Here is a 22,011-nt window from a genome sequence, read left to right as displayed (position 1 = left end):
ACAACAAGGGTCGGTTCGCCCCACAGTAAAGAGCCCCCTGCTTCTGGCGGGAGGCTCCTGAACTTTTTTTATTTTCGCAATCCCGACCAACCGAGGGCAACCGTCGGAAGGGCGGCAAGGGCAAGGATTAACAGCCAATCATTGACATAAAGCGCCGTCGTGTAAAAAATCGGTTGCAACATCGGTACGTAAATGACGGCCAACATTAAAATGACTGATGACAGGACCGCGAGTAACAATGGTTTATTGCTAAAGGGAGAGCGGTGGAAAACGGAATATTCGCTGCGGCAATCAAAAACATGAATGAGTTGCGCCATGACGAGCGTCGTGAAAGCGACCGTTTGCGCGTGTGTCAGTTCCGGGATGCCCGTGCCGTACAGGGTAATGACAAATGCAGCAAGAGAGACGAGGCCGATGAGCAACCCCCGTGTCATCACCTTGCTCCCGAGGCCGCGGGCAAAAACTCCTTCCCGCGGATCGCGGGGAGCCCGTTTCATCACATCGCTTTCGGCGCGATCGACGCCGAGTGCCATGGCCGGCAGGCCATCGGTGACGAGATTAATCCAGAGGATTTGAATCGCGACGAGTGGCAGCGGCAGTCCAAGTAAAAGCGCGAACAACATGACGAGAATTTCCCCGACATTGGAGGCGAGCATATAGCGGATAAACTTTCGTATGTTATCATAGATATTCCGTCCTTCTTCAATGGCCGCTTTAATGGTTGAAAATTTATCGTCCGCGAGCACTAGGGCGGATGCTTCTTTAGCCACATCGGTACCGGTTTTCCCCATCGCCACGCCAATGTCCGCGGCTTTTAACGCAGGCGCGTCGTTCACGCCGTCACCGGTCATCGCCACGACGTGCCCATTTTGCTGGATGGCTTTGACAATGCGGAGTTTATGCTCAGGCGATACGCGCGCAAACACATAAGTTTTCCCGATTAGCGCTTGCAGCTCATGATCATCCAGGGCATCCAGTTGTTGACCGGACATCACTTCACCGTGAGTCGGCAACATATTAAGATCGAGGGCTACCGCTCGCGCCGTTTCAACATGGTCTCCGGTAATCATCACCGTCTTGATGCCTGCTTCCCGGCACTGTTCGATCGCTTCTTTCACATCGGAACGGGGAGGGTCCATCATCGCCTGCAAGCCGATCAAGGTCATCTCATTTTCAACATCGGTCGCTTGATAACTCCCGCTCCCGGGAAGGGGCTTGACTGCGATCGCGATCGTCCGCAAGGCTTGTTTCGCCATACGCGAGACCGTCTGGTTCCAATCCGCGATCATCGCTTCCGTGAGCGGACGGGTCTCGCCGTTTACGCGCGCGCTCGTACACTTGGATATTAAAACATCGGGGGCGCCTTTCGTCACGACATAACGATGACCGTGCCGGTCTTTGACTATGACGGTCATTCGCTTTCTCGAGGAATCAAAAGGCACTTCATCGAGACGTTTATAGGTTTGCTCTGCCTCTTCCGGGAATAGTCCTGCCCGGGCCGCGGCCAGCAAAAGCGCCGATTCGGTCGGTTCCCCATTCAGTTCCACGTCCCCGTGCTTTTGCAGTTGCGAATGCCTGGACATATCTTCCCGGATCATTTCCGCATTGTTACAAAGCAGACCATTGTAAAGTAAAGCGTGGACATCCTTGCTCTCAGTGGGACTGGACGCTTTCTGAGCGCGGGAAAATGTGGCATCGAGCCCTTCTCCCGCGACGTCCCATTCCTCTGCGAACGTCCAAAGTTTGGTCACGGTCATATCATTTCTCGTTAACGTCCCGGTTTTATCCGAACAAATCACCGACGCGCAGCCCAGGGTTTCCACGGCGGGGAGACGCCTGACAATCGCTTTGTGGCGAATCATCCGTTGGACGCCGAGGGCGAGGGCCACGGTGACAATAGCCGGTAATCCTTCAGGAATCGCCGCCACCGCCAACGATACACCAGCGAGAAACATTTGATACATCGGTTGGCCCTGGATGATCCCGAGGAATACGACGAGCGCTGTGAGCAAGAGCGCGCCGATGATCAAAATCTTTCCTAATTGATCGAGTCTTCGCTGCAGAGGGGTCATCATCGTTTCCGTCGACTGCAGTAAATGGGCGATTTTGCCCATTTCCGTTTTCATGCCCGTTTCGACGATCACCCCTTTACCCCGGCCGCGGCTCACCATCGTGCCTGCAAAAGCCATGTTGTGCTGGTCGGCGAGGGGAATTGAATCGTCTGCGAGTGCAAGGGCGTCTTTTTCAGACGGCAGCGATTCGCCCGTGAGTGAGGATTCTTCTATGGCGAGCCGCATCGTTTCCACGAGACGAACATCCGCGCTGATGCGATCACCATTGTCCAATTGAATGACATCGCCGGGAACCGCTTCCGTCGACGGGATGCTTTGCCATTTGCCTGCCCGTAAAACAGTCACTTCCGGCGCCGACAATTCCTTGAGCGCATGCAATGAACGTTCCGCTTTCCGCTCCTGGGCAAAGCCGAGGAGGGCGTTGACGATGACGATGCCGATAATGACTAGCGCATCTATATATTCCCCGAGCAACCCGGAAATGAACGTCGCCACGAGCAGAATCAAGACCATAAAATCCTTGAACTGTTCGAGAAAAAGGATCGGCCAAGGCGTCCTCGTCTCTTCCAGTAATTGATTGGGCCCATGTTTTTGCAGGCGGCGCCCGGCTTCCCGTTCGTCTAAGCCCGTGCCAATATCGGTATTTAAAGACTTGTACAACGCATAAGGATCGATTTGATGCCATTTCATCTCTTCTTACACCCCACAGCCTGGACTTCTCATTCATCCTATTCAGCAAGTGGGGCAAACATGCTATACTGTTAATGCCCGGAAAGGGGGAGTGCCATGTCTTATGACGGATTCGTCCTGCGTGCCGTTCTCCATGAATGGCAGGAAACGCTTACAGGCGGACGAGTAACCAAAATAAAACAGCCGACGACGACGGATATTTATCTGACCGTTCGTGCAGGCGGGCGCAACCATACGATTTTATTTTCCATACACCCGAGTTTTGCCCGCCTGCACTTTAGTCCCGGCATGGGCGAAGGTCCTGCCGAACCGCCGATGTTTTGCCGGATGCTGCGAAAAAATCTCGAAGGCGGATTTGTGCGTGCCATCGAACAGGACGGACTCGAACGGATCGCGACGCTGCATATTGAAGGCACGAACGAAATCGGCGACCGTGAAAATAAACGTCTCGTCGTAGAGCTGATGGGCAAGCACAGCAACTTGCTGCTCATCGATAAGGAAGACAGGATCGTAGACTGTATGAAACATGTTCCGCCCTCCATCAACCGTTATCGTACCCTTTTGCCGGGGCGTACGTATGAAGCGCCGCCGGATCAGGGAAAACGGAATGCTTTGGAGGCAACGGAAGAGACGGTGCTGAGGACGCTCGATTTTAATCAGGGGAAACTCGACCGGCAACTTTTTCAAAATTTCACCGGCATGTCGCCCCTTCTCGCCAAAGAAATCGTGCATCGGGCCAGTATCGGCCAACGGGAACGGCTCGTCAATGGCTTTTTACAGGTCATGGAGGCGATGAAGCGATTTGAGCTGCAGCCAACGATCGTGCGCGACGCCAAAAAAGAGTTTTTTCACGTTATCGACCTCACGCATGTCGACGGTGAAAAGAAAACATTCGACAGCAGCAACGACATGATCTACGCGTTCTACGAAGGCAAAGCCGACCGCGACCGCATCAAACAGCAAGCCTTCGACCTCGAAAGGTTTATCCGTAATCACCGCGATAAAAATGAGAAAAAGCTGGAAAAACTAAAAGAAACGGCTGAAAGTGCGGAAGAAGGCCTGGAAAATCAAAAGCTGGGAGAACTGCTCACCGCGCATATGCATACGATCCGCCCCGGAGACAGTGTTGCGGAAGTCACCGATTACTACGATGAACAGGCGCCGACGATTCAGATCGACCTCGATCCGGAAAAGACGGCGGCCGACAATGCCCAGGCTTATTTTCACCGCTACAACAAAGCCAAAAATGCCCGCAAAGCCGTGGAAAAACAGCGACGAAACGCGCATCGTGAAATCGAATATTTCGATAGCCTCCTGCAACAGTTGGATAGCATCGAAGCCAAGGACATCGCCGAAATCCGCGACGAACTGGAAGAAGGCGGCTATTTGAAAGCCAAAAGCACGAAAAAACGAAAAAAGAAAAACCATAAACCGGCCCTCGACCAGTATGAATCAAGCGAAGGCATCGAAATTCTCGTCGGCAAAAACAACAAGCAAAACGAATACTTGACAGGCCGGCTCGCGCGACGAACCGACACGTGGCTGCACACGAAAAACATTCCCGGTTCCCACGTCGTCATCCGCGCCGAAGACTTCTCGGACGACACATTGTCGGAAGCCGCACAAATCGCCGCCTATTACTCGAAAGCCCGTGAATCGGGGTCCGTCCCCGTCGACTACACGCTCATTCGCCACGTGCGAAAGCCAAACGGAGCCAAACCCGGCTTCGTCACCTATGATGAGCAAAAAACCGTATTTGTGACGCCGGAAGGTGAGACGGTGCGGGCTTTGCGACAGTAGGAAAGACCGCCCAGCGTGAGAGGACGCGGGCGGTTTTTTTATATCGGCACTTCGACCACTCTTCATGTCTTTGCTCATATTCAAGGCCGATGTGTGACTTTTTTTCTTCCCTAACCCTCCTGTTCGTTGTATAATTTACCTGAACATTCCAATTCAGGAGGCGATACATATAAAAAGCTCACCGGCAATGTTTTAAATCTTTGGAAAATGCATGGGAGGTCGCTACATGAAGCTTATTTTAAAACTCGTAGTAGGCATTATCGCGGGGATCATCATTGGCTTGCTCGTCAATGAAGCGATCATGGAATATATTATGACGTTCCAGTTGATCTTCGGACAATTTCTTGAATACATCGTTCCGTTTATCATTATCTTTTTTATCACGAGCGGCGTGAGCAGCATGGGAAAAGATTCCGGCAAATTGCTCGGTTTAACCGGTGGCATTGCTTACGGGTCGACGGTTGTCGCGGGCATCATGGCTTTTATCATCGCGACCCTCATCCTTCCGATATTCATCGATGAATCCGCGCCTATGATTCAAGATGAAAATGGACTTTCCGCCCTGTTTGAACTGGAAATCGAACCCGCACTGCCCATCATCACAGCGCTCATCACTTCTTTTATTTTCGGTATCGGTATTGCGAAAACGAATGCGCAAACGTTAAAATCTATTTTTGATGAAGGCAAAACGATCATTGAAAAATTGCTCTGGGTCGTCGTTATTCCGGTTTTGCCGTTTTATATCGCGAGTATTTTCGCTGAATTATCCGCCGAGGGAACCGTTTGGGAAACGCTGGCCTCTTTTGGCCTCGTGCTTTTACTGGCATTAGCGACCCATTGGATCTACCTGATCGGCGCTTTCTCGATCGCGGGCGGACTCACGGGGCGAAATCCGTTCAGCCTGATCAAAACGATGTTACCTGCTTATTTTACAGGCATCGGTACGGTGTCCAGCACTGCGACGATTCCGGTCACAACCGAACAGACGAAGAAAAACAATGTCAACCCTGCCATGGCGGATGCGATCGTGCCGCTAGGGGCGAATATTCACCTTGCCGGCAGTACGATCACGATTACGATGGCGTCCATGACCGTCATGATGATGCTCGGAGAGCTGGCATCACCAACATTTGGACTCATCTTTCCGTTTATTCTCGGCCTTGGCGTTATCATGATCGCCGCTCCCGGGGTGCCAGGCGGCGCGATTATCGCAGCATCCGGACTATTGACGTCGATGCTCGGTTTCGGTGAAGCGGCTGTCGGCTTAATGATCGCCCTGTACATGGCCCAGGACAGCCTCGGGACCGGCTGTAACGTGACCGGAGACGGGGCGATCGCCCTCACGGTCAATCGTTTTATCAGGAAAAGTGAATAAAAGATACGGATGGAAAGCGAAGGTCTTTGGGGAGACCTTCGTTTTTTAGCAGGTAAGAAAGTATAAACCACTTCTTAACCTGCATAAGTGCAACTAAGGCTTTCGCCAGGCTTGGCGATAAGCCAAGTTTTCTTTAGCCGATGGTATGGACCCTCAAACAGGAGATGTGTTCCCGGAAACCGTTCGCGCCCAATCGCTTTTCGTTGAAAGTATGGTAAAATGATAGAAAGGAAAGGTGGTGAGCCAAAATGGCGACGAACGATCATGATTTTAAGCAGCTCTTTCAATTAATGACCGATACCAGAAAACTGATGTTAGAGCAGTTTAGTAAGATTGATGAACGATTCGAGCAGATTGATCAACGGTTTGAGCAGATCGATGAACGGTTCGAGCAGATCGATCAGCGGTTTGATAGCATGGATCAGCGGATGGAAAACATAGAGATGAACCAAAAGGAACACACCCGTCGCATCGGGAACCTCGAATCCACCCAGATCGATACGAGCGTACGTCTATCGAAGATCGAAGAAACCCACCGTAAGACATCCGAGGCATTGCACACGATCTCGGAAGTGATGAAGAATCAAATAAAATAAAAGCCAGCTAAGCTTTCGCCTGCCATCTATGAGGGACAGGCGAGAAGATAATCTGGCACTTTGCCGTGATATTCTGGCGCTTTTTGGACATATTCTGGCGCTTTTCTTTCGTATTCTGGCGCTTTTCACTCTTATTCTGGCACTTCGCCAAATTTACGGCTACCCCACGCTTCCGGGTCCTGCTGCCAGGTCCGGATCCCTTCCAGGTCCTCTTCGGCGATCACGCCGTTATGAATGGACGCCGTAATGAGGGCATCGAAATCCGTAAGTGTTTCCAGGTGCACATTCGCCTCAGCAAGATTGCGTCCACCGATCACAAGTCCGTAGGAGAAAATCGCGACGATGCCTAAAACGTCGGCGCCGGCCGCTTCAAGGGCTTTGGTCGCTTCGATGGCGCTGTTGCCGGTAGATACCAAGTCTTCAATCACGACGACTTTTTGCCCACCACGAACGTCGCCTTCGATGAGATTCTGTTTCCCATGTCCTTTTGCCTTACCGCGTACGTACACCATCGGCAACTCCAAGCGGTCAGCCACCAGTGCTGCGTGCGGTATACCTGCGGTTGCCGTGCCCGCGACTACTTCTGTTTCCGGGAAGCGACGAAGAATTTTGCTAGTAAAAGCTTCGGCCAATTTTGTACGGAAAGAGGGGGATGATAACGTTAAGCGGTTATCACAATAGATGGGCGCTTTCAGTCCCGAGGACCAAGTGAACGGGTCGTTCGGTTGCAGAGACACAGCGCCTATCGTTAATAACTCGCTGGCGATTGCCGTTTTTTTATCCATAACTGTATCCCGTCCATTCTTTGAAAATCGTGTCATAAGTTTTCAGCGGCTCGGGGCTCGTTGTAATCGCGCGGCCGACGACGATGGCGTTACTTCCTGCTTGCCGTGCCTCAACCGGAGTTGCCGCCCGTTTTTGATCGTCCGAATTGGTTTCAGCCAGCTGTATGCCCGGCGTGACAGTATAAACGCCTTCCCCAAATGCTCCCCTTATCCGTTGGACTTCGTTAACCGAACAGACGACACCGTCCAAACCCGATCGCACAGCCATGTCCGTAAAATGGAGAACCGTATCTTCGAGCCGCCGTTCTATTAACAGTTCTGTCTGCATTTGCTTTTCCGAAAGACTGGTGAGGGCTGTGACAGCGACACATCGGGGAGCCGTTGTTCCCGGCGGGGCGCCTGTTTCCAACCCTTCTTTAGCTGCTTCCATCATCGCTTTCCCGCCGGAGGCGTGGAGCGTGACGAGGTCAACACCCAGGTTTGCCAGCGTTTGCATCGTCCGTTCGACAGTTTTCGGTATGTCATGACATTTCAGGTCGAGAAAAACGGTATGCCCCCGTGCCTTAAGCTCTTCAACGATCACCGGTCCTGACGCGTAAAACAATTCCATCCCCACTTTCACGGCCGGCCGCTCGTCGTGAAAGCCATCGAGGAACGTCAATGCTTCTTTTTTTGTTGCCATATCCAGTGCGATAAAAAGTGGCCTCATACCGCAGCTTCTCCTTGACCCCGCAAATGCCTGATATGCTCGACACCCAAGCGCTCCAGCCAAGCCGGAAGCTCACGGATGATATTCGGACAGGCGAACGGGTTTGAAAAATTGGCTGTGCCGACCGCGACGGCATCCACGCCTGCCAGCATAAATTCAATCACATCTTCGGTGGATTGAATGCCGCCCATGCCGATAATCGGAAGATCTGTCACCTGGCGCACATCATAAATCATCCGTAAAGCGATCGGTTTGATGGCCGGGCCGGAAAGTCCGCCCTTTTCATTGGCGAGCACGGGTTTTCTCGTTTCCCAGTCGATACGCGTACCGAGAAGGGTGTTGATCAAGGACAGGCCATCAGCCCCCGCCCCTTCAACCGCACGAGCGATCGCCGTAACATCCGTGACATTGGGGGATAATTTTACGTACACCGGTTTGGTGCTCACGCGTTTTACTTCTTTCGTAAGCTCAGCAGCAGCCGCCGGGTCCGTGCCGAAATGAATGCCGCCTTCCTTGACGTTCGGACAAGAAATGTTCAACTCAAAAGCGCCCACATTTGGCGCGTCCGTCAACGTTTTCACAACATCTACATACTCCTCGGGCCTGGACCCGGAGACATTGGCGAGCACAGGCACGTCATAAGTCTCCAAAAATGGAAGCTCTTCATCGCGCACCCCTTTGGCCCCCGGGTTTTGCAATCCGATCGCGTTCAGCATTCCCGAAGGCGTTTCCGCGACGCGCGGTGTCGGATTGCCAAGCCGGGCAGTGCCGGTCGTCCCCTTTATAGCGATGGCGCCCAACTCGTTCAAGTCATACAGCTCGGCATATTCACGGCCAAAGGCAAAACAGCCGGAAGCGGGCATGAGCGGATTTTTCATCGGCAACCCGGGCAATGTCACTTCCAGACGCGGATCTCTCATCATAACAGCACCTCCTTAAAGGGAAATACGGGACCGTCCCGACAAATTTTTCGATAAGACGAACGGTCTTCGGTTTCGCAGACACAGGCAAGACAGACGCCGACGCCACAACCCATGCGCTCTTCGAGAGATACATATCCTTTCGTATGCGGATGCATGCCCGCCTTTTCCACCGCACGCAACATCCCGCGCGGCCCACAGGAAAACAGCCAATCCGGTCGTTTCCCGCGTTCTTCGAACGCTTCAATGACCGTGCCTTTCTGGCCATAACTGCCATCATCAGTCATGATACGCACATCACACCCGGGGAGCTCGCGAAACTGCTCTTCATAAAAGATGGCCGATGTCGTCTGAAACCCGAGGATGACAGATACCGAAACACCCCGGCCTGCCAATTCACACGCGGCGTAATAGAGCGGTGGCACCCCTACCCCGCCGCCGATGAGAAGCACGTCATCGGCCGCATAAGGCTCATCTACAGGAAATCCCTGCTGACCAAGGGGGCCGAGTACATCTACACGATCTCCCGGATGACAACGGGCAAGACGCTCGGTTCCTGCACCCACGTCTTTAAAAATTAGCGTACAGCTGCCCCCTTCATGATCGACAGAAGCGATACTGATTGGCCGCCGTAACACGAGGTCCTCCCCCGGAACGGCTACGTGCAAAAAAGCACCCGGCCGACTGATCTCACTCACCAACGTCCCCGCTAACGTCATTTCATACGTCCCGGCGGCAATCAGCCTATTATCGACGATCAGCATCTTTTCATTTTTCATAATGTCACCTTCTCCTCCGGGTTCACGCCTTGCAGCGCGGGTACCGGTTCGGTGGCGAACGACATCATCTCCAGTACGTGCAGGAGCGCAAAGGCGGTATCCATCGACGTTAAACAGACGATTTCATGTTCCACCGCTTCCCGGCGAATGCGAAAGCCATCGCGGGCGGGTTGTTTCCCTTTCGTTAACGTGTTGATGACGAGCTGTGCGCCCCCTTCACGAATGAGTTCGGCAATATCCGGGGACCCTTCGCCGATTTTGCGCACTTCTTGCACGCGAATACCTCGTTCCTGTAAAAAGGCGGCCGTCCCTTTCGTGGCCATAATTTGAAAGCCGAGTCGCTCATAACGGGACGCCAGCTTCACGGCTTCTCCCTTGTCCTTATCGGCGATGGTAAACAGGACCTGACCCTGACGCGGGATGTTCATCCCGGAAGCTACAAGCCCTTTGTACAAGGCTTTTTCCAGCGTCAGATCACGCCCGAGCACCTCGCCGGTTGATTTCATTTCCGGTCCGAGATGGATATCAACGCGACGCAGTTTCGTAAAGGAAAAGACCGGCGCTTTCACCGCTACCCGGTCGGGTTCCGGGTGATACAGATCGCGATAGCCCAGGCGTGGCAATGTTTCACCGAGGATCACGCGCGTCGCGATTTGCGCCATCGGCACGCCCGTCATTTTGCTCAGAAAAGGCACGGTTCGGCTTGCCCGCGGGTTGACTTCAATGACATACACGTCATCTTCATACAGGACAAACTGGATATTCAAAAGCCCTACGATGTTTAATCCTTTCGCAAGCTGCTCGGTCTGTGCAATCACTTTCTGTTTTACTTTGTCCGAAAGGGAACGGGGAGGATAAACGGCGATGGAATCGCCGGAATGGACGCCTGCCCGTTCGATATGCTCCATCATGCCCGGAATAAAGACGTTTTCACCGTCGGAAATGGCATCGACTTCAATCTCTTTTCCGTAAAAATAACGGTCGATCAACACCGGATGTTCCGAATGCACATGAACGGCCTCTGCCATATAATGCTTGAGTTCTTCTCGATTATCGACGATTTCCATCGCGCGCCCGCCCAGGACATAGGAAGGACGGACGAGCACCGGATAGCCGAGCTCATCGGCGGCTTCCACGGCCTCATTCTCAGACGTTGCCGTTTTTCCCGGCGGCATCGGCACATCCAGTTGTTTTAACGCCTGCTCGAACTTATCCCGATCCTCGGCGCGATCCATATCCTCCAGCGACGTGCCGAGAATCGGCACACCCGCTTTAGCGAGTTCCTCGGCAAGGTTAATAGCCGTCTGGCCCCCGAATTGCACGACAACGCCTTCCGGTTGTTCCAGATTCACCACGTTAAGGACTTCTTCCACCGTGAGCGGCTCGAAGTATAATTTATCGGAAACGCTGAAATCGGTGGAGACGGTCTCCGGATTGTTGTTCATGATGATCGATTCATAACCGGCTTCCTGAATCGCCCACACCGTATGAACAGTGGCATAATCGAATTCGATCCCCTGCCCGATGCGGATCGGACCGGAGCCGAGCACAAGCACGGACGGTTTGTCGCTTTTCGCGGATTCGTTTTCTTCTTCATACGTGCTGTAAAAATACGGCGTTTGCGGTTCGCGATCATCCGAAAATGTGTCGACCATTTTAAACCCGGGAACGATTCCGTTTTCTGTTTTGAAGTTACGAACCCGTGCTTCGGTTGTATCCCAAAGTTTCGCGATTTGTTGATCGGAAAATCCGTTCTTTTTTGCCTCTTCCAGTAGCGCTTCACTCCAGGGATCGTCCGCGAGTTTTTCATGGAAACGCACGAGCGTTTCCATATGCTCAAGGAAGAAACGGTCGATGGCGGTTGCAGCGTGGATAGCCTCAACGCTATATCCGCGGCGAAACCCTTCCGTGACGGCGTACAGCCGTTCATCATCAGCCTTTTTCCATCTCTCTTCCAATGTTTCAGCACTGCTGGCCTGATAATCGTCGACGAGCAAGTGATTTTCTTTCGTATCAAGGGAACGTATGCCTTTTAAGAGCGATTCTCCGAACGTACGGCCGATGGCCATGACTTCACCGGTCGCTTTCATTTGTGTCCCCAGTTTGCGATGGGCGGACGCGAACTTATCAAACGGCCAGCGCGGGATTTTCGTAACGATGTAATCGAGGCTCGGTTCCACATTGGCTTTTAACTCTTGCAAATGATAGCCGACCGCGATTTTTGCCGCCACTTTCGCGATCGGGTAGCCGGTCGCCTTGGACGCAAGTGCCGACGATCGGCTTACGCGCGGATTCACTTCGATGACATAGTAATCATCGCTATCAGGGGCCTGGGCAAACTGAACGTTACAGCCGCCTTCGATGCCGAGGGCGCGAACGATCGTCAGGGATGCGTCCCGGAGCCGTTTCTGATCACGCTCCCTTAACGTTTGGCTCGGCGCAACTACGATCGAGTCGCCGGTATGGATGCCGACGGGATCGATATTTTCCATGTCACAGACGATCATCACGTCGTCATTGGCATCGCGGATCACTTCATACTCCATTTCTTTCATGCCGGCGATGCTTTTTTCCACGAGACACTGATGCACGGGGCTATTCGCCAGCCCGGTTTCCAGGATGTCGCGGAATTGCTCCCACGTATCGACGAGGCCGCCGCCGGTGCCGCCAAGCGTATAAGCGGGCCGGACGATCACGGGCAAACCGATTTTTTCCAAAAATGCCTCGCCTTCCTCCAGCGAATGAACGATGTCGCTCGCGGGAACGGGTTGGCCGAGTTTATACATTAATGAGCGGAAGGCGTCACGATCTTCTGCTTCGCGTATCGCGTCCAAATCCGTGCCGAGCAGTTCGACGCCGAATTGTTCCAACACGCCTTCGCCATACAATTCCATCGCCAAATTCAACCCCGTCTGCCCGCCCATGGTGGCAATCAGACCGTCCGGACGTTCCTGGCGGATGATACGGCTCACAAATTCAAACGTGAGCGGTTCAATATAGACGGTGTCCGCCATATTGGTATCGGTCATGATCGTCGCCGGGTTTGAATTGATGAGCACCGTTTCATACCCTTCTTCTTTTAAGGCCTGACACGCCTGGGTGCCGGAATAATCGAACTCTGCCGCCTGGCCGATAATAATCGGTCCGGAGCCGAGGACAAGCACTTTCTCGATATCGTTACGTCTTGGCATTTAAATCATCTCCTTTATGGGTTCGCGAGAGTGCGCCATAAATTCAGCCGCCGGCGCACATACATATTTTAAAATCGCCATCCGGGCGTAGACCCCGTTTTCCATTTGTTTAAAAATCCGCGAGCGTGGGGCTTCCACGAGTTCAGAAGCAATCTCAACCCCGCGGTTGAAGGGGCCGGGGTGCATAATGATCGCTCCCGGCTTCATTCTTTTTTCCCTTTCCAGCGTTAATCCGTATTGTTCATGGTAGTCAGCGGCATCTTTTCTGCCATCTTTTGTGTGACGCTCGTGCTGGACGCGCAGGAGCATGACGACATCGGCCGTCGTTACCGCCCTCTCCATAGATACCCGCTCGCAGCCAAGTTCCGGAGCATTCACCCAATCGTCGGGCCCTGCCAGCATCACGTTCGCGCCCAGGCGCTTAAGCACCTGCACGTTGGAGCGGGCGACGCGGCTATGATAGACATCCCCTATCACGGCCACGTTAACATCGGCCAACGACTTGAACTCTTCCTTAATCGTCATGACATCCAAAAGGCATTGCGATGGGTGTTCTCCATGGCCATCACCGGCATTAATCACCGGGATCGAAATATCCTTCAGTTGTTCATAAAAGCGTTGGTCGGAATGTCTGACGACGACAGCGGACGCGCCGAGCGCCTGCAACGTTCTCACTGTGTCGTATAACGATTCCCCTTTTTGAATGCTGGAGGTCTCGGCGTCGACATCGAGCAGCTGGAAGCCGAGACGTCTTTGCGCCACTTCGAAAGAAAGTTTCGTGCGCGTACTGGGCTCATAAAAAAGATTGGCAATCAGGGGGGCACCACTAGACATCCACGTTTTCCCTTCCTTAAACAGCGTCGCTTCTTGCAGCAATGCATGAATCGTTGACGCGGACAAGTGCTCAACCGTTGTAAAATGATTCATCTTACTCCACCTCCGTTGTCGTTTTTTCATCGTCCAGACTCGCGAACAACTGGCCATTTCCATAAGCCACCGGTTTGTTGGGCAATACGGCGTGTAAAATCATTCCGATAATCGTAGCGAGGGCCATCGCGGGAATTTCCAGAAATTCGGTGATTTCTATGAAAGCCCCGCCTATCCCGATCACCAGAATCGTTGCCGCGATGACGAGATTGCGTTTATCACCCATATCAAGCTCATTTTCAATCATGAGGCGTAAACCGGCAGAGGCGATAATGCCAAAAAGTAGAATCGATACCCCGCCCATGACAGCGTCCGGGATGCTGGCGATCAAGGCTTCGATCTTCCCGGAAAACCCGAATAAGATCGCGAGAACAGCCGCGCCGCCAATGACGAACACACTGTAGACTCTCGTGATCGCGAGCACGCCGATATTTTCACCATAGGTTGTATTGGGGGGACCACCGACAAGCGCAGCCATAACCGAGGCCACGCCATCGCCGAGCAACGAACGGTGCAAGCCCGGTCGACGCAGAAAGTTTCTCCCCACGACTTTACTTAACACCATTTGATCACCTATATGCTCGGCCATCGTTACGAGGGCAATGGGAGCCATAATAATGATGACGGTCATTGACCACATCGGTGAGACGGTCACAAACGGAATGGCGAAATCGGGAATGTGAAACCACGGTGCCGCAACGACGGGGGAAAAATCAACAATCCCTGCCATAAACGCAATGATGTATCCACCTATCAGCCCGATCAGAATCGGGATGACACTGAGAAAACCCTTGAAAAAAATGGATGTTATGATCGTGATCGCGAGCGTGGCGAGAGCGACACTGAAATGCCTGGCACTGTCCACGTATTCGCCAAGGTCTTCATTGAAATTCATCGCCATATCGATGGCCGTGGACGCGAGTCCCAGCCCGATAACCATAATGACGGGGCCGACGACAATCGGCGGCAACAGGCGCATGAGCCAGCCAACGCCAAAGAGCTTGAGCAAAACGGCCGTCAAACCGTAAACGACACCGGCCGTAAACGTTCCGAGCATCACGGCAGCGGGCCCACCAAAGGACATCGCGGCGATTAACGGGAAAATAAAAGCGAAAGAAGAACCGATATAGGCCGGAATCTGCCCGCGCGTCACGATTAAATAAGATAGCGTCCCTAAGCCGCTTGCGATCAATGCAATCGAGGGGCTTAAGCCTGTCAGGATCGGTACGAGAATCGTCGCACCGAACATGGCGAATAAATGCTGTAGACTGAGCACGAGCCATTTACTCCAGGCGGGTCTTTCATGTACGTCGAGGACTGCGTTTGTTTTTGCCACGAATCAATGCCTCCTTCTTTGGATGTCTAGCCCATAAAAAACCTCTTTGCCCGTGACAAAGAGGAGGCCGGCACGCCTTTTTTCTGCAGCACATATGCATAGCAGATGTCCATGCCGGATTCCTCTTATCAGCCTCACGGGACTGTTTTAAAGAGGACGTCTCTATTCTGTTTGGATGATACTTACTTTATCGACGTTGTCGCTGTTCGCAAACAGGACGCGAATCACTTCCGAGCGCGAGGTTGGGACATTCTTCCCTATATAGTCCGGGCGGATCGGCAGCTCCCGGTGACCCCGATCGATGAGCACGGCGAGCTGGATTTGGCTCGGTCGGCCTTTGTCCATCAAGGCATCCATCGCCGCGCGCACCGTACGGCCTGTATAGAGGACATCATCGACGAGGATAATTTTCCGTCCTTCAATCGAAACGGGTAAATCCAGCTCATGAATCTCGGGATCCGCTTGTTTTTTTTCCAGGTCGTCGCGATAAAGGGTGATGTCGACGCTGCCCACGGGCAAGTCGATGTCTTCAATGTGTTTGAGATTGTCCGCCAACCGTTTCGCCAACGGATATCCCCGCGTACGAATGCCGAGCAAAATGCATTGCTCCATCCCCTTGTTCTTTTCAATCATCTCGTGTGAGATGCGCGTAAGGGCTCGTCGGATCGCGTCTTCATCCAACAGTGTTTGTTCTTTTTCCATTTGCCCACCTCCAATTTAGTTGCGCTTATGCAGGATAAGAAAGTGGTTTATACTTTCTTACCTGCGAACATGAAAAACCCCACTTATCCGCGCGGGACAAGAGGGGTTTCCAGTCTTACAGACATACGAGTGCTCTGGCGTTCGAGCGCTCCGGATACCTTCTCAGCCTCACGGGACTGTGTTAAAGGTCAGTTATTTAATTGTATTTATTATTACAGAAAAGAATGAGGATGTCAACGGGGATTGACGAATTTTATCGAGCCCAGAATTAGGAACGGACGCTTTTAAGGGAAAGGAAGCGCTTTGTCGTACCTTTGAAGCAGGGATAGATGCGACGTGAGGGACGAAAAACACTTTAGCCCGACCGCAAGTTATCTAGCAACGCTTGCATGTCAGCGGGCAGAGATGCCGTTAGCGTCCGTTTTTCCTGCTGGCGGGGATGGATGAATGCGAGCGTCTCTGCGTGGAGGGCCTGACCTGCAAGCGGCGACGAACGCGAACGTCCATATTTCGGATCAGCCACGAGGGAGTGCCCGATGTAGGTCATATGGACACGTATCTGATGGGTACGACCTGTTTCAAGACGGCAGCGGACGAGCGTATGCTCGCTAAATCGCTCCAAAACCGAAAAGTGGGTGACGGCCTCCTTGGCGTTAACGTTGGTAACCGCCATTTTTTGGCGCTGTTGCTGGTCCCTCCCGATCGGGGCTTCGATGGTGCCTTCATCGTGACTTACATTTCCATGCACAAGCGCTATATATAACCGGGTTAAGGATCGTGTCTGCAACTGTTTCGCGAGGTGTTCGTGAGCATCGTTCGTTTTAGCCACGACGATGAGCCCGCTCGTATCCTTGTCAAGGCGGTGTACGATGCCCGGCCGTAATGCCCCGTTCACATCCGACAAGGCATCCGTATGATGAAGGAGGGCGTTGACAAGCGTACCTGAAGCATGACCGGCAGCAGGGTGAACGACCATACCCCGTTCCTTGTTCACGACGAGTACGTCGTCATCTTCATAGCGTATATCAAGGGGGATCGCCTCAGGTTGTGCCGTTAAAGGAGAGGCTTCCGGCGGCGGGACGACCTCAATGATATCACCGGTTCGACATTTATAGTTGCTTTTTATTTCTTTACCGTTCACTTGGACATCACCGCTCGTGATCCATTGCTGAATCGCCGTTCGCGAGACGTCCATATCCCTGGCCAATCGCTGATCGATCCTTTCGTTGTCCTCTCCTTCCATAACGGTGAATGTGCTAGGATTCATCGGCTTTCTCCTTCTTCTTTTTCTCCCGGCGCTCATCGAGAAACATCTTTCCAATCAGCAGGATGATCCCAACGGTGAGGGCAGAATCGGCAACATTAAAAATGGGAAAGCTATACGTCCCGATATAAACATCGATAAAATCAATGACTTCCCCGTGAAACAGGCGATCGATAAAGTTTCCGATCGTTCCGCCGAGCAATATGCCAAGCGGCATGCCGATCCACACGCTTTGTCTCCCCATTTTCTGCATAAAATAGACGACACCGATGACGACGACAATCGTCACGATAAAAAACAACCACATCTGGCCCTGCAGGATGCCAAACGCCGCACCCTCGTTGCGATGCGAGGTGATATGTAAAACACCATCGATCACCGGGATCGATTCTCCAATCTCCATATAAGCCGCTACCAGCCATTTCGTGAATTGATCGAGACCAATGATCACAATGGCCAGAAGATAATAAATGGCAATCACATTGTTCGCTCCTTTTAATGAGATACAATCAGCGAAAAGAAAAGGCGGCTCATAACCGCCCATTCTCCTCTTCATCCATAAGCGCGTAATAATCCTCATTACGGGAAAAGCCCACATGGTCATTCCCGGTGAAGCCCTCTATGCCTGTCGACAGAAATCGCTCCATATCCTCCGTATAACCAGGTGCCTGCTCAACCCAAAAATCAGTCGTTGCCGTTTCCCGATAGCCATCATCTTCTGTCGTATTCATGAGCGCCTCCCACATATCCGTGCCATCGAGGGCGCCATCCCCATTCACGTACATTTCATGGTTTGCCGATGGACTCGCTTCATTCGAAGGAGGATCCACGAAAAAATGAGGGCCGCCGTCAGCGCCTCTGTTTTGACTCTGCGTGCGGGCGGCAGGATGTGCGCGGAGACGTTCAGCGGAAATCTGTTCGCCTGTTGCTTCACAAACACCGTACGTGCCCTGCCTCACCTTATCAAGGGCGTGCATAACCTCCGCGTACTCGTGGTTCCGGTGGTTTCGTAAAGCTTTATCCTTGCTCGCTTCATAGAAAATATCGGCCGAGTCTGCCGGGTGATTGTCATACACGGACAATTCATTGTCCCGGCTGTCCTGATTTTTAATCGCCACCTGATTTTCCAGTTCCGACCTTCGTTCATAAAGCCATTGGATCGCTGCCTCTTTATCGGTCATCGCTTACACTCCCTCTCCCTTCATCCCGCCTTCTTAGCTTCTGATGAAAAGAGAGGGTTTACCCGCAGCGATGACTGGTTAAGCTTCCAGATCGGCGAGATCATATGTCGCGACAACCGCTAAACAGCGCCCGCACAATTCCGGGTGTTCCGCATCAACGCCAACGTCCTCTTTCACATGCCAACAGCGCGCACATGTCTCACCCGTCGCCGTCTCAACGTCCACGATAGCGCTATGCCCTTCGGGAACCGTTTCGCTTTTTTGCACCTCTACCTGGGAGACGATAAATAACTTCTCCGGTTGCTCGAGCTCAAGAAGCAAATGATAAACGGGTTCGGTGACGGCGATGGTCACTTTCGCTTCCAGTGATTTTCCGATCACTTTTTCCTCCCGGGCCGTTTCCAAAGCCTTAAGCACATCGTTGCGCACGGCAAGCAAGGTTTCCCAGCGCTGTTTAAGCTCTTCACGGTTTTCGATGACCGCGGGTTCAGGCATATCGGCAAGTTGTACAAACTCGGTGTCGGCCCCCGCAATATACTCCCACGTTTCTTCAGCCGTATGCGGCGTGATCGGTGCGATCAGCTTCGTCATCGCCACGAGCATGTCGTACATGACCGTTTGCAATGAACGACGCCGCGGGTCATCAACATGATCGCAATACAACAAGTCTTTGGCCACATCCATATAAAAAGCACTCAATTCGACGGCGCAAAAATGGTGAATGGCTGAATACGCGTGGCTGAATACGTACTCGCGATAGCCTTCCTGGGCCCGTTCAATAACATCGTTTAAGCACTCAAGCATATACAGGTCCATGTCCTGCAGTTCGTGAACGGGAACGCGATCGGTCGCAGGATCAAAATCAGCCAGATTGCCGAGCAGAAACCGCAGGGTATTGCGCACTTTCCGGTAGTTTTCCGAAACCTGCTTCAAAATATCATCAGATAGGCGCACATCGGCCTGAAAATCCACCGATCCAGCCCACAACCGTAAAATATCGGCACCCATTTGCTTCATGACATCGAGAGGGTCGATGACATTTCCGAGGGATTTCGACATTTTCTGGCCTTCCCCGTCCATCGTAAAGCCATGGCTCAGGATTTTTTTATACGGCGCATCGCCTGTCACCGCAACGCCGGTAATCAGGGATGAATTAAACCAGCCCCGGTATTGGTCAGACCCTTCCAGATAAAGATCCGCCGGCCGCCGGGCGTCTTCCCGTTCAGCCAGGACGCCTTCATGGGTGGACCCGGAATCAAACCAGACATCCATGATATCCATCTCCCGCGTGAATGTGCCGCCGGGACTATGGCTTGACGTAAAGCCATCCGGCAGTAAATCCTTCGTCTCCCAGTCGAACCAGATGTTGGATCCGTGTTTTCTAAACAACTGGGCAACGTGATCGACCGTTTCGTCTTCAACGATCGCCGTGCCGTCTTCGGCATAAAAGACCGGGATCGGCACGCCCCATGAGCGCTGTCTGGAAATACACCAGTCCCCGCGGTCGCGAATCATGTTATACAGCCTCGTTTCTCCCCATTTCGGCTGCCAGTTCACGCGCCCAACCGCTTCAAGCAAATCTTCCCTCATATTGTCGATGGAGATAAACCATTGTTTCGTGGCCCGGTAAATGACCGGTTTTTTCGTCCGCCAATCATGGGGGTATGAGTGGGTCATAAATTCAAGTTTCAAAAGGGCGTCGTTTTCCTCAAGCGTTTCCGTAATCATTTTATTCGCCTTATCATAAAAGACACCTTCGAAACCGGGCGCTTCCTCGGTAAAAACCCCTTTATCGTCAACGGGTGAAAGTGCCTCAAGGCCGTATTCTCCCCCGATGAAAAAGTCTTCTTCCCCGTGACCGGGCGCGGTATGGACGGCCCCGGTTCCGGCATCGAGCGTCACATGCTCTCCGGTCATGACGAGCGAATCGCGTTCATAAAAAGGATGCCTCGTCACGACATATTCAAGCTTTTCCCCTTTGACGATTGTAAGGACTTCAGTTTCTTGCCAGCCGAGTTCTTCGGTGACTGTTTCATACAGTTTGCTGGCGACGACATACCGTTTGCCTTCATACCGGAAAACACTATAGTCAGACTCGGGGTGTACAGAGATCCCTAAATTACCCGGAATCGTCCAGGGCGTCGTCGTCCAGATTATGATGTTGTCGCCCGCTTCCAGTACGCCTTTTCCATCCGTCACCGTGAAAGCGACATAAATGGAAGGAGAACGCTTGTCATGGTATTCAATTTCCGCTTCGGCAAGGGCAGATTCGGACGATGGCGACCAATACACCGGTCGTTTCCCCTGATAGACATGGCCCTGCTTCGCCATTTCACCGAAGACGCGAATTTGATTCGCTTCGAACTCGGGCGTCAAGGTCACGTAGGGATTTTCCCAATCCCCGATCATGCCGAGACGTTTAAACTGTTCACGCTGATTCTCGAGCTGGTCCCAGGCATAATCTTCACACGCCTGGCGAAACTCCGCCACTGTCATCTTTTTGCGATCGATTTTTTTCGTCTTCGTCAAAGCCGTTTCAATCGGCAAGCCATGGGCGTCCCATCCGGGGATATACGGGGCATTAAAGCCATCCATGGAACGGTGGCGAACGATGATATCCTTTAAAATCCGATTGAGGGCGTGGCCGACATGAATATCCCCGTTCGCATAAATCGGTCCGTCATGCAAGACGAACAGGGGCCGATTCGCATTTTTTTCGGTAAGCTGTTCATATAGATGTTTGTCTTCCCAGTCTTCCTGCCGTTTCGGCTCCTGGGTAGGTAGTTTCCCTCGCATGGGAAAATTCGTTTTCGGCATGAGCAATGTTTTCTTGTAATTCATGCGTGCTCCTCCTTTATAACATTAAAAAACCCCATCCCTAATTAGGGACGAGGTTCACCCGCGGTACCACCCTGTTGGCGCCAACGATGCACGCCGCTCGGATCAATTAACGTTTGATGGCCGCCGGTATTTACTCTGGTTATTTCAATCCGGTGCTCGAGGGTGATCTTCATCAAGGCGACTGATCGGGCTCTCACCATCCCCGATTCGCTTGGCAGCCGTTCTCTTGACTACTGTCCCTGTCGTCACATTCTGTTTACTTTTGCAGAAATTATATGGCAGATTTTCTCTGCCGTCAAGTGAACGCGTCTTTCACGTCTCCGATGTCTGTTCCGATTCATGATAGGCAGATGGAGGGGTCTCTTCCATCTCTTCAAGGGAATCGGCCAGATTGTCCCACTGTTCATCATTAAGCATTTCCATTTGCGACTCGATCAACATTTTAAAGCGCATTCTGTACACAGAAGCCTGTTTTTTGAGCTCTTCGATTTCCATGGCGATCTTTCGGGATTTCGCGAGCGCGTCGTTGACGATGCGATCGGCGTTCTTTTCCGATTCGCGAATGATGAGTTGTGATTCTTTTTGCGCGCTGCGTTTGACGTCTTCGGCCGATTCCTGGGCCACGTAGATGGACTTGTTCAACGTCTCTTCTATGTTCGAAAAATGGTTCAACCTCTCCTCCAAATCGTTGACCTTCTCAGACAGTTCATTTTTCTCCCGAATCGCGTTCTCGAAGTCCTTAATGACCTGATCGAGAAATTCGTTCACTTCATCTTCATCATAGCCGCGAAACGCTTTTGTAAATTGTTTGTTATGAATATCCACCGGGGTTAATGACAATGT

The 22,011-nt window shown here is 52.4% G+C and carries 17 protein-coding genes and 1 other annotated feature; of the genes, 3 read left to right on the top strand and 14 right to left on the bottom strand.

Going from position 1 to position 22,011, the window contains the following annotated elements:
* Positions 1 to 68: 68 nt before the first annotated feature.
* The gene (locus BLS58_RS06905) at positions 69 to 2,762 is read right to left on the bottom strand and encodes a cation-translocating P-type ATPase (RefSeq protein WP_090397352.1); all 2,694 of its coding nucleotides are present in this window, start codon (positions 2,760 to 2,762) and stop codon (positions 69 to 71) included.
* Positions 2,763 to 2,858: 96 nt separating this feature from the next.
* Here BLS58_RS06905 and BLS58_RS06900 point away from each other — a divergent pair, with 96 nt between their 5' ends.
* From BLS58_RS06900 to BLS58_RS06890, 3 genes are all read left to right on the top strand, one after another.
* On the top strand, positions 2,859 to 4,562 hold the full coding sequence (locus BLS58_RS06900; protein ID WP_090397350.1) for an Rqc2 family fibronectin-binding protein: 1,704 nt from the start codon (positions 2,859 to 2,861) through the stop codon (positions 4,560 to 4,562).
* A gap of 226 nt (positions 4,563 to 4,788) precedes the next feature.
* Positions 4,789 to 5,937 carry a cation:dicarboxylate symporter family transporter gene (locus BLS58_RS06895; protein ID WP_090397348.1) on the top strand — a complete coding sequence of 383 codons (1,149 nt, stop codon included), beginning with the start codon at positions 4,789 to 4,791 and terminating at the stop codon, positions 5,935 to 5,937.
* A 248-nt stretch (positions 5,938 to 6,185) separates the two neighbouring features.
* The gene (locus BLS58_RS06890; RefSeq protein WP_090397346.1) at positions 6,186 to 6,533 is read left to right on the top strand and encodes a hypothetical protein; all 348 of its coding nucleotides are present in this window, start codon (positions 6,186 to 6,188) and stop codon (positions 6,531 to 6,533) included.
* 131 nt (positions 6,534 to 6,664) lie between these two features.
* Here BLS58_RS06890 and pyrE read toward each other — a convergent pair whose 3' ends face one another.
* The 13 genes from pyrE to BLS58_RS06825 all read right to left on the bottom strand — a co-directional run bounded on the left by pyrE (position 6,665) and on the right by BLS58_RS06825 (position 22,008).
* Positions 6,665 to 7,318, bottom strand: coding sequence for an orotate phosphoribosyltransferase (gene pyrE / locus BLS58_RS06885; RefSeq protein ID WP_090397344.1), 654 nt, complete (start codon positions 7,316 to 7,318; stop codon positions 6,665 to 6,667).
* Entirely contained in the window at positions 7,311 to 8,027 is a 717-nt protein-coding gene (gene pyrF / locus BLS58_RS06880) for an orotidine-5'-phosphate decarboxylase (protein ID WP_090397342.1), read from the bottom strand. Before pyrF ends, pyrE begins: the two co-directional genes overlap by 8 nt.
* On the bottom strand, positions 8,024 to 8,950 hold the full coding sequence (locus tag BLS58_RS06875; RefSeq protein ID WP_281240997.1) for a dihydroorotate dehydrogenase: 927 nt from the start codon (positions 8,948 to 8,950) through the stop codon (positions 8,024 to 8,026). Before BLS58_RS06875 ends, pyrF begins: the two co-directional genes overlap by 4 nt.
* A complete protein-coding gene (locus BLS58_RS06870; RefSeq protein WP_090397341.1) occupies positions 8,947 to 9,729 on the bottom strand; it encodes a dihydroorotate dehydrogenase electron transfer subunit in 783 nt (260 codons plus the stop codon). Before BLS58_RS06870 ends, BLS58_RS06875 begins: the two co-directional genes overlap by 4 nt.
* Entirely contained in the window at positions 9,723 to 12,917 is a 3,195-nt protein-coding gene (gene carB / locus BLS58_RS06865; protein WP_090397340.1) for a carbamoyl-phosphate synthase large subunit, read from the bottom strand. The genes BLS58_RS06870 and carB overlap by 7 nt, the downstream gene beginning before the upstream one ends.
* Positions 12,918 to 13,844, bottom strand: coding sequence for an aspartate carbamoyltransferase catalytic subunit (locus BLS58_RS06860; protein ID WP_090397338.1), 927 nt, complete (start codon positions 13,842 to 13,844; stop codon positions 12,918 to 12,920).
* Position 13,845: 1 nt separating this feature from the next.
* Positions 13,846 to 15,180 (bottom strand): uracil-xanthine permease family protein, encoded by a 1,335-nt coding sequence (locus BLS58_RS06855; protein ID WP_090397336.1) that lies wholly within the window; start codon positions 15,178 to 15,180, stop codon positions 13,846 to 13,848.
* Between the two features lie 162 nt (positions 15,181 to 15,342).
* Positions 15,343 to 15,882 carry a bifunctional pyr operon transcriptional regulator/uracil phosphoribosyltransferase PyrR gene (gene pyrR, locus BLS58_RS06850; protein ID WP_090397334.1) on the bottom strand — a complete coding sequence of 180 codons (540 nt, stop codon included), beginning with the start codon at positions 15,880 to 15,882 and terminating at the stop codon, positions 15,343 to 15,345.
* Positions 15,883 to 16,237: 355 nt separating this feature from the next.
* Complete coding sequence (locus BLS58_RS06845) at positions 16,238 to 17,149, bottom strand: RluA family pseudouridine synthase (RefSeq protein WP_090397332.1); 912 nt, start codon at positions 17,147 to 17,149, stop codon at positions 16,238 to 16,240.
* Positions 17,139 to 17,690, bottom strand: a complete 552-nt coding sequence (lspA, locus tag BLS58_RS06840) for a signal peptidase II (RefSeq protein WP_090397330.1) — start codon at positions 17,688 to 17,690, stop codon at positions 17,139 to 17,141. The genes BLS58_RS06845 and lspA overlap by 11 nt, the downstream gene beginning before the upstream one ends.
* On the bottom strand, positions 17,677 to 18,327 hold the full coding sequence (locus BLS58_RS06835; RefSeq protein ID WP_090397328.1) for a TraR/DksA C4-type zinc finger protein: 651 nt from the start codon (positions 18,325 to 18,327) through the stop codon (positions 17,677 to 17,679). Before BLS58_RS06835 ends, lspA begins: the two co-directional genes overlap by 14 nt.
* 78 nt (positions 18,328 to 18,405) lie before the next feature.
* Complete coding sequence (gene ileS / locus BLS58_RS06830; RefSeq protein ID WP_090397326.1) at positions 18,406 to 21,168, bottom strand: isoleucine--tRNA ligase; 2,763 nt, start codon at positions 21,166 to 21,168, stop codon at positions 18,406 to 18,408.
* A gap of 40 nt (positions 21,169 to 21,208) precedes the next feature.
* Positions 21,209 to 21,423, bottom strand: a binding site (T-box leader).
* Positions 21,424 to 21,480: 57 nt separating this feature from the next.
* On the bottom strand, positions 21,481 to 22,008 hold the full coding sequence (locus BLS58_RS06825; RefSeq protein WP_090397324.1) for a DivIVA domain-containing protein: 528 nt from the start codon (positions 22,006 to 22,008) through the stop codon (positions 21,481 to 21,483).
* Positions 22,009 to 22,011: the final 3 nt, after the last annotated feature.

The sequence above is a fragment of the Natribacillus halophilus genome (assembly GCF_900100185.1).
GTDB classification, from domain to species: domain Bacteria; phylum Bacillota; class Bacilli; order Bacillales; family Marinococcaceae; genus Natribacillus; species Natribacillus halophilus.
Note: the sequence above shows the minus strand (reverse complement) of the source record. Positions and strands in the feature narration are given on the sequence as shown.

Coding starts and splice junctions, on each gene's coding strand:
- BLS58_RS06905 (WP_090397352.1), bottom strand. CDS start 2,762: ATGAAATGGCATCAAATCGATCCTTATGCGTTGTACAAGTCTTTAAAT.
- BLS58_RS06900 (WP_090397350.1), top strand. CDS start 2,859: ATGTCTTATGACGGATTCGTCCTGCGTGCCGTTCTCCATGAATGGCAG.
- BLS58_RS06895 (WP_090397348.1), top strand. CDS start 4,789: ATGAAGCTTATTTTAAAACTCGTAGTAGGCATTATCGCGGGGATCATC.
- BLS58_RS06890 (WP_090397346.1), top strand. CDS start 6,186: ATGGCGACGAACGATCATGATTTTAAGCAGCTCTTTCAATTAATGACC.
- pyrE (WP_090397344.1), bottom strand. CDS start 7,318: ATGGATAAAAAAACGGCAATCGCCAGCGAGTTATTAACGATAGGCGCT.
- pyrF (WP_090397342.1), bottom strand. CDS start 8,027: ATGAGGCCACTTTTTATCGCACTGGATATGGCAACAAAAAAAGAAGCA.
- BLS58_RS06875 (WP_281240997.1), bottom strand. CDS start 8,950: ATGATGAGAGATCCGCGTCTGGAAGTGACATTGCCCGGGTTGCCGATG.
- carB (WP_090397340.1), bottom strand. CDS start 12,917: ATGCCAAGACGTAACGATATCGAGAAAGTGCTTGTCCTCGGCTCCGGA.
- BLS58_RS06860 (WP_090397338.1), bottom strand. CDS start 13,844: ATGAATCATTTTACAACGGTTGAGCACTTGTCCGCGTCAACGATTCAT.
- pyrR (WP_090397334.1), bottom strand. CDS start 15,882: ATGGAAAAAGAACAAACACTGTTGGATGAAGACGCGATCCGACGAGCC.
- BLS58_RS06845 (WP_090397332.1), bottom strand. CDS start 17,149: ATGAATCCTAGCACATTCACCGTTATGGAAGGAGAGGACAACGAAAGG.
- lspA (WP_090397330.1), bottom strand. CDS start 17,690: ATGGGCGGTTATGAGCCGCCTTTTCTTTTCGCTGATTGTATCTCATTA.
- BLS58_RS06835 (WP_090397328.1), bottom strand. CDS start 18,327: ATGACCGATAAAGAGGCAGCGATCCAATGGCTTTATGAACGAAGGTCG.
- ileS (WP_090397326.1), bottom strand. CDS start 21,168: ATGAATTACAAGAAAACATTGCTCATGCCGAAAACGAATTTTCCCATG.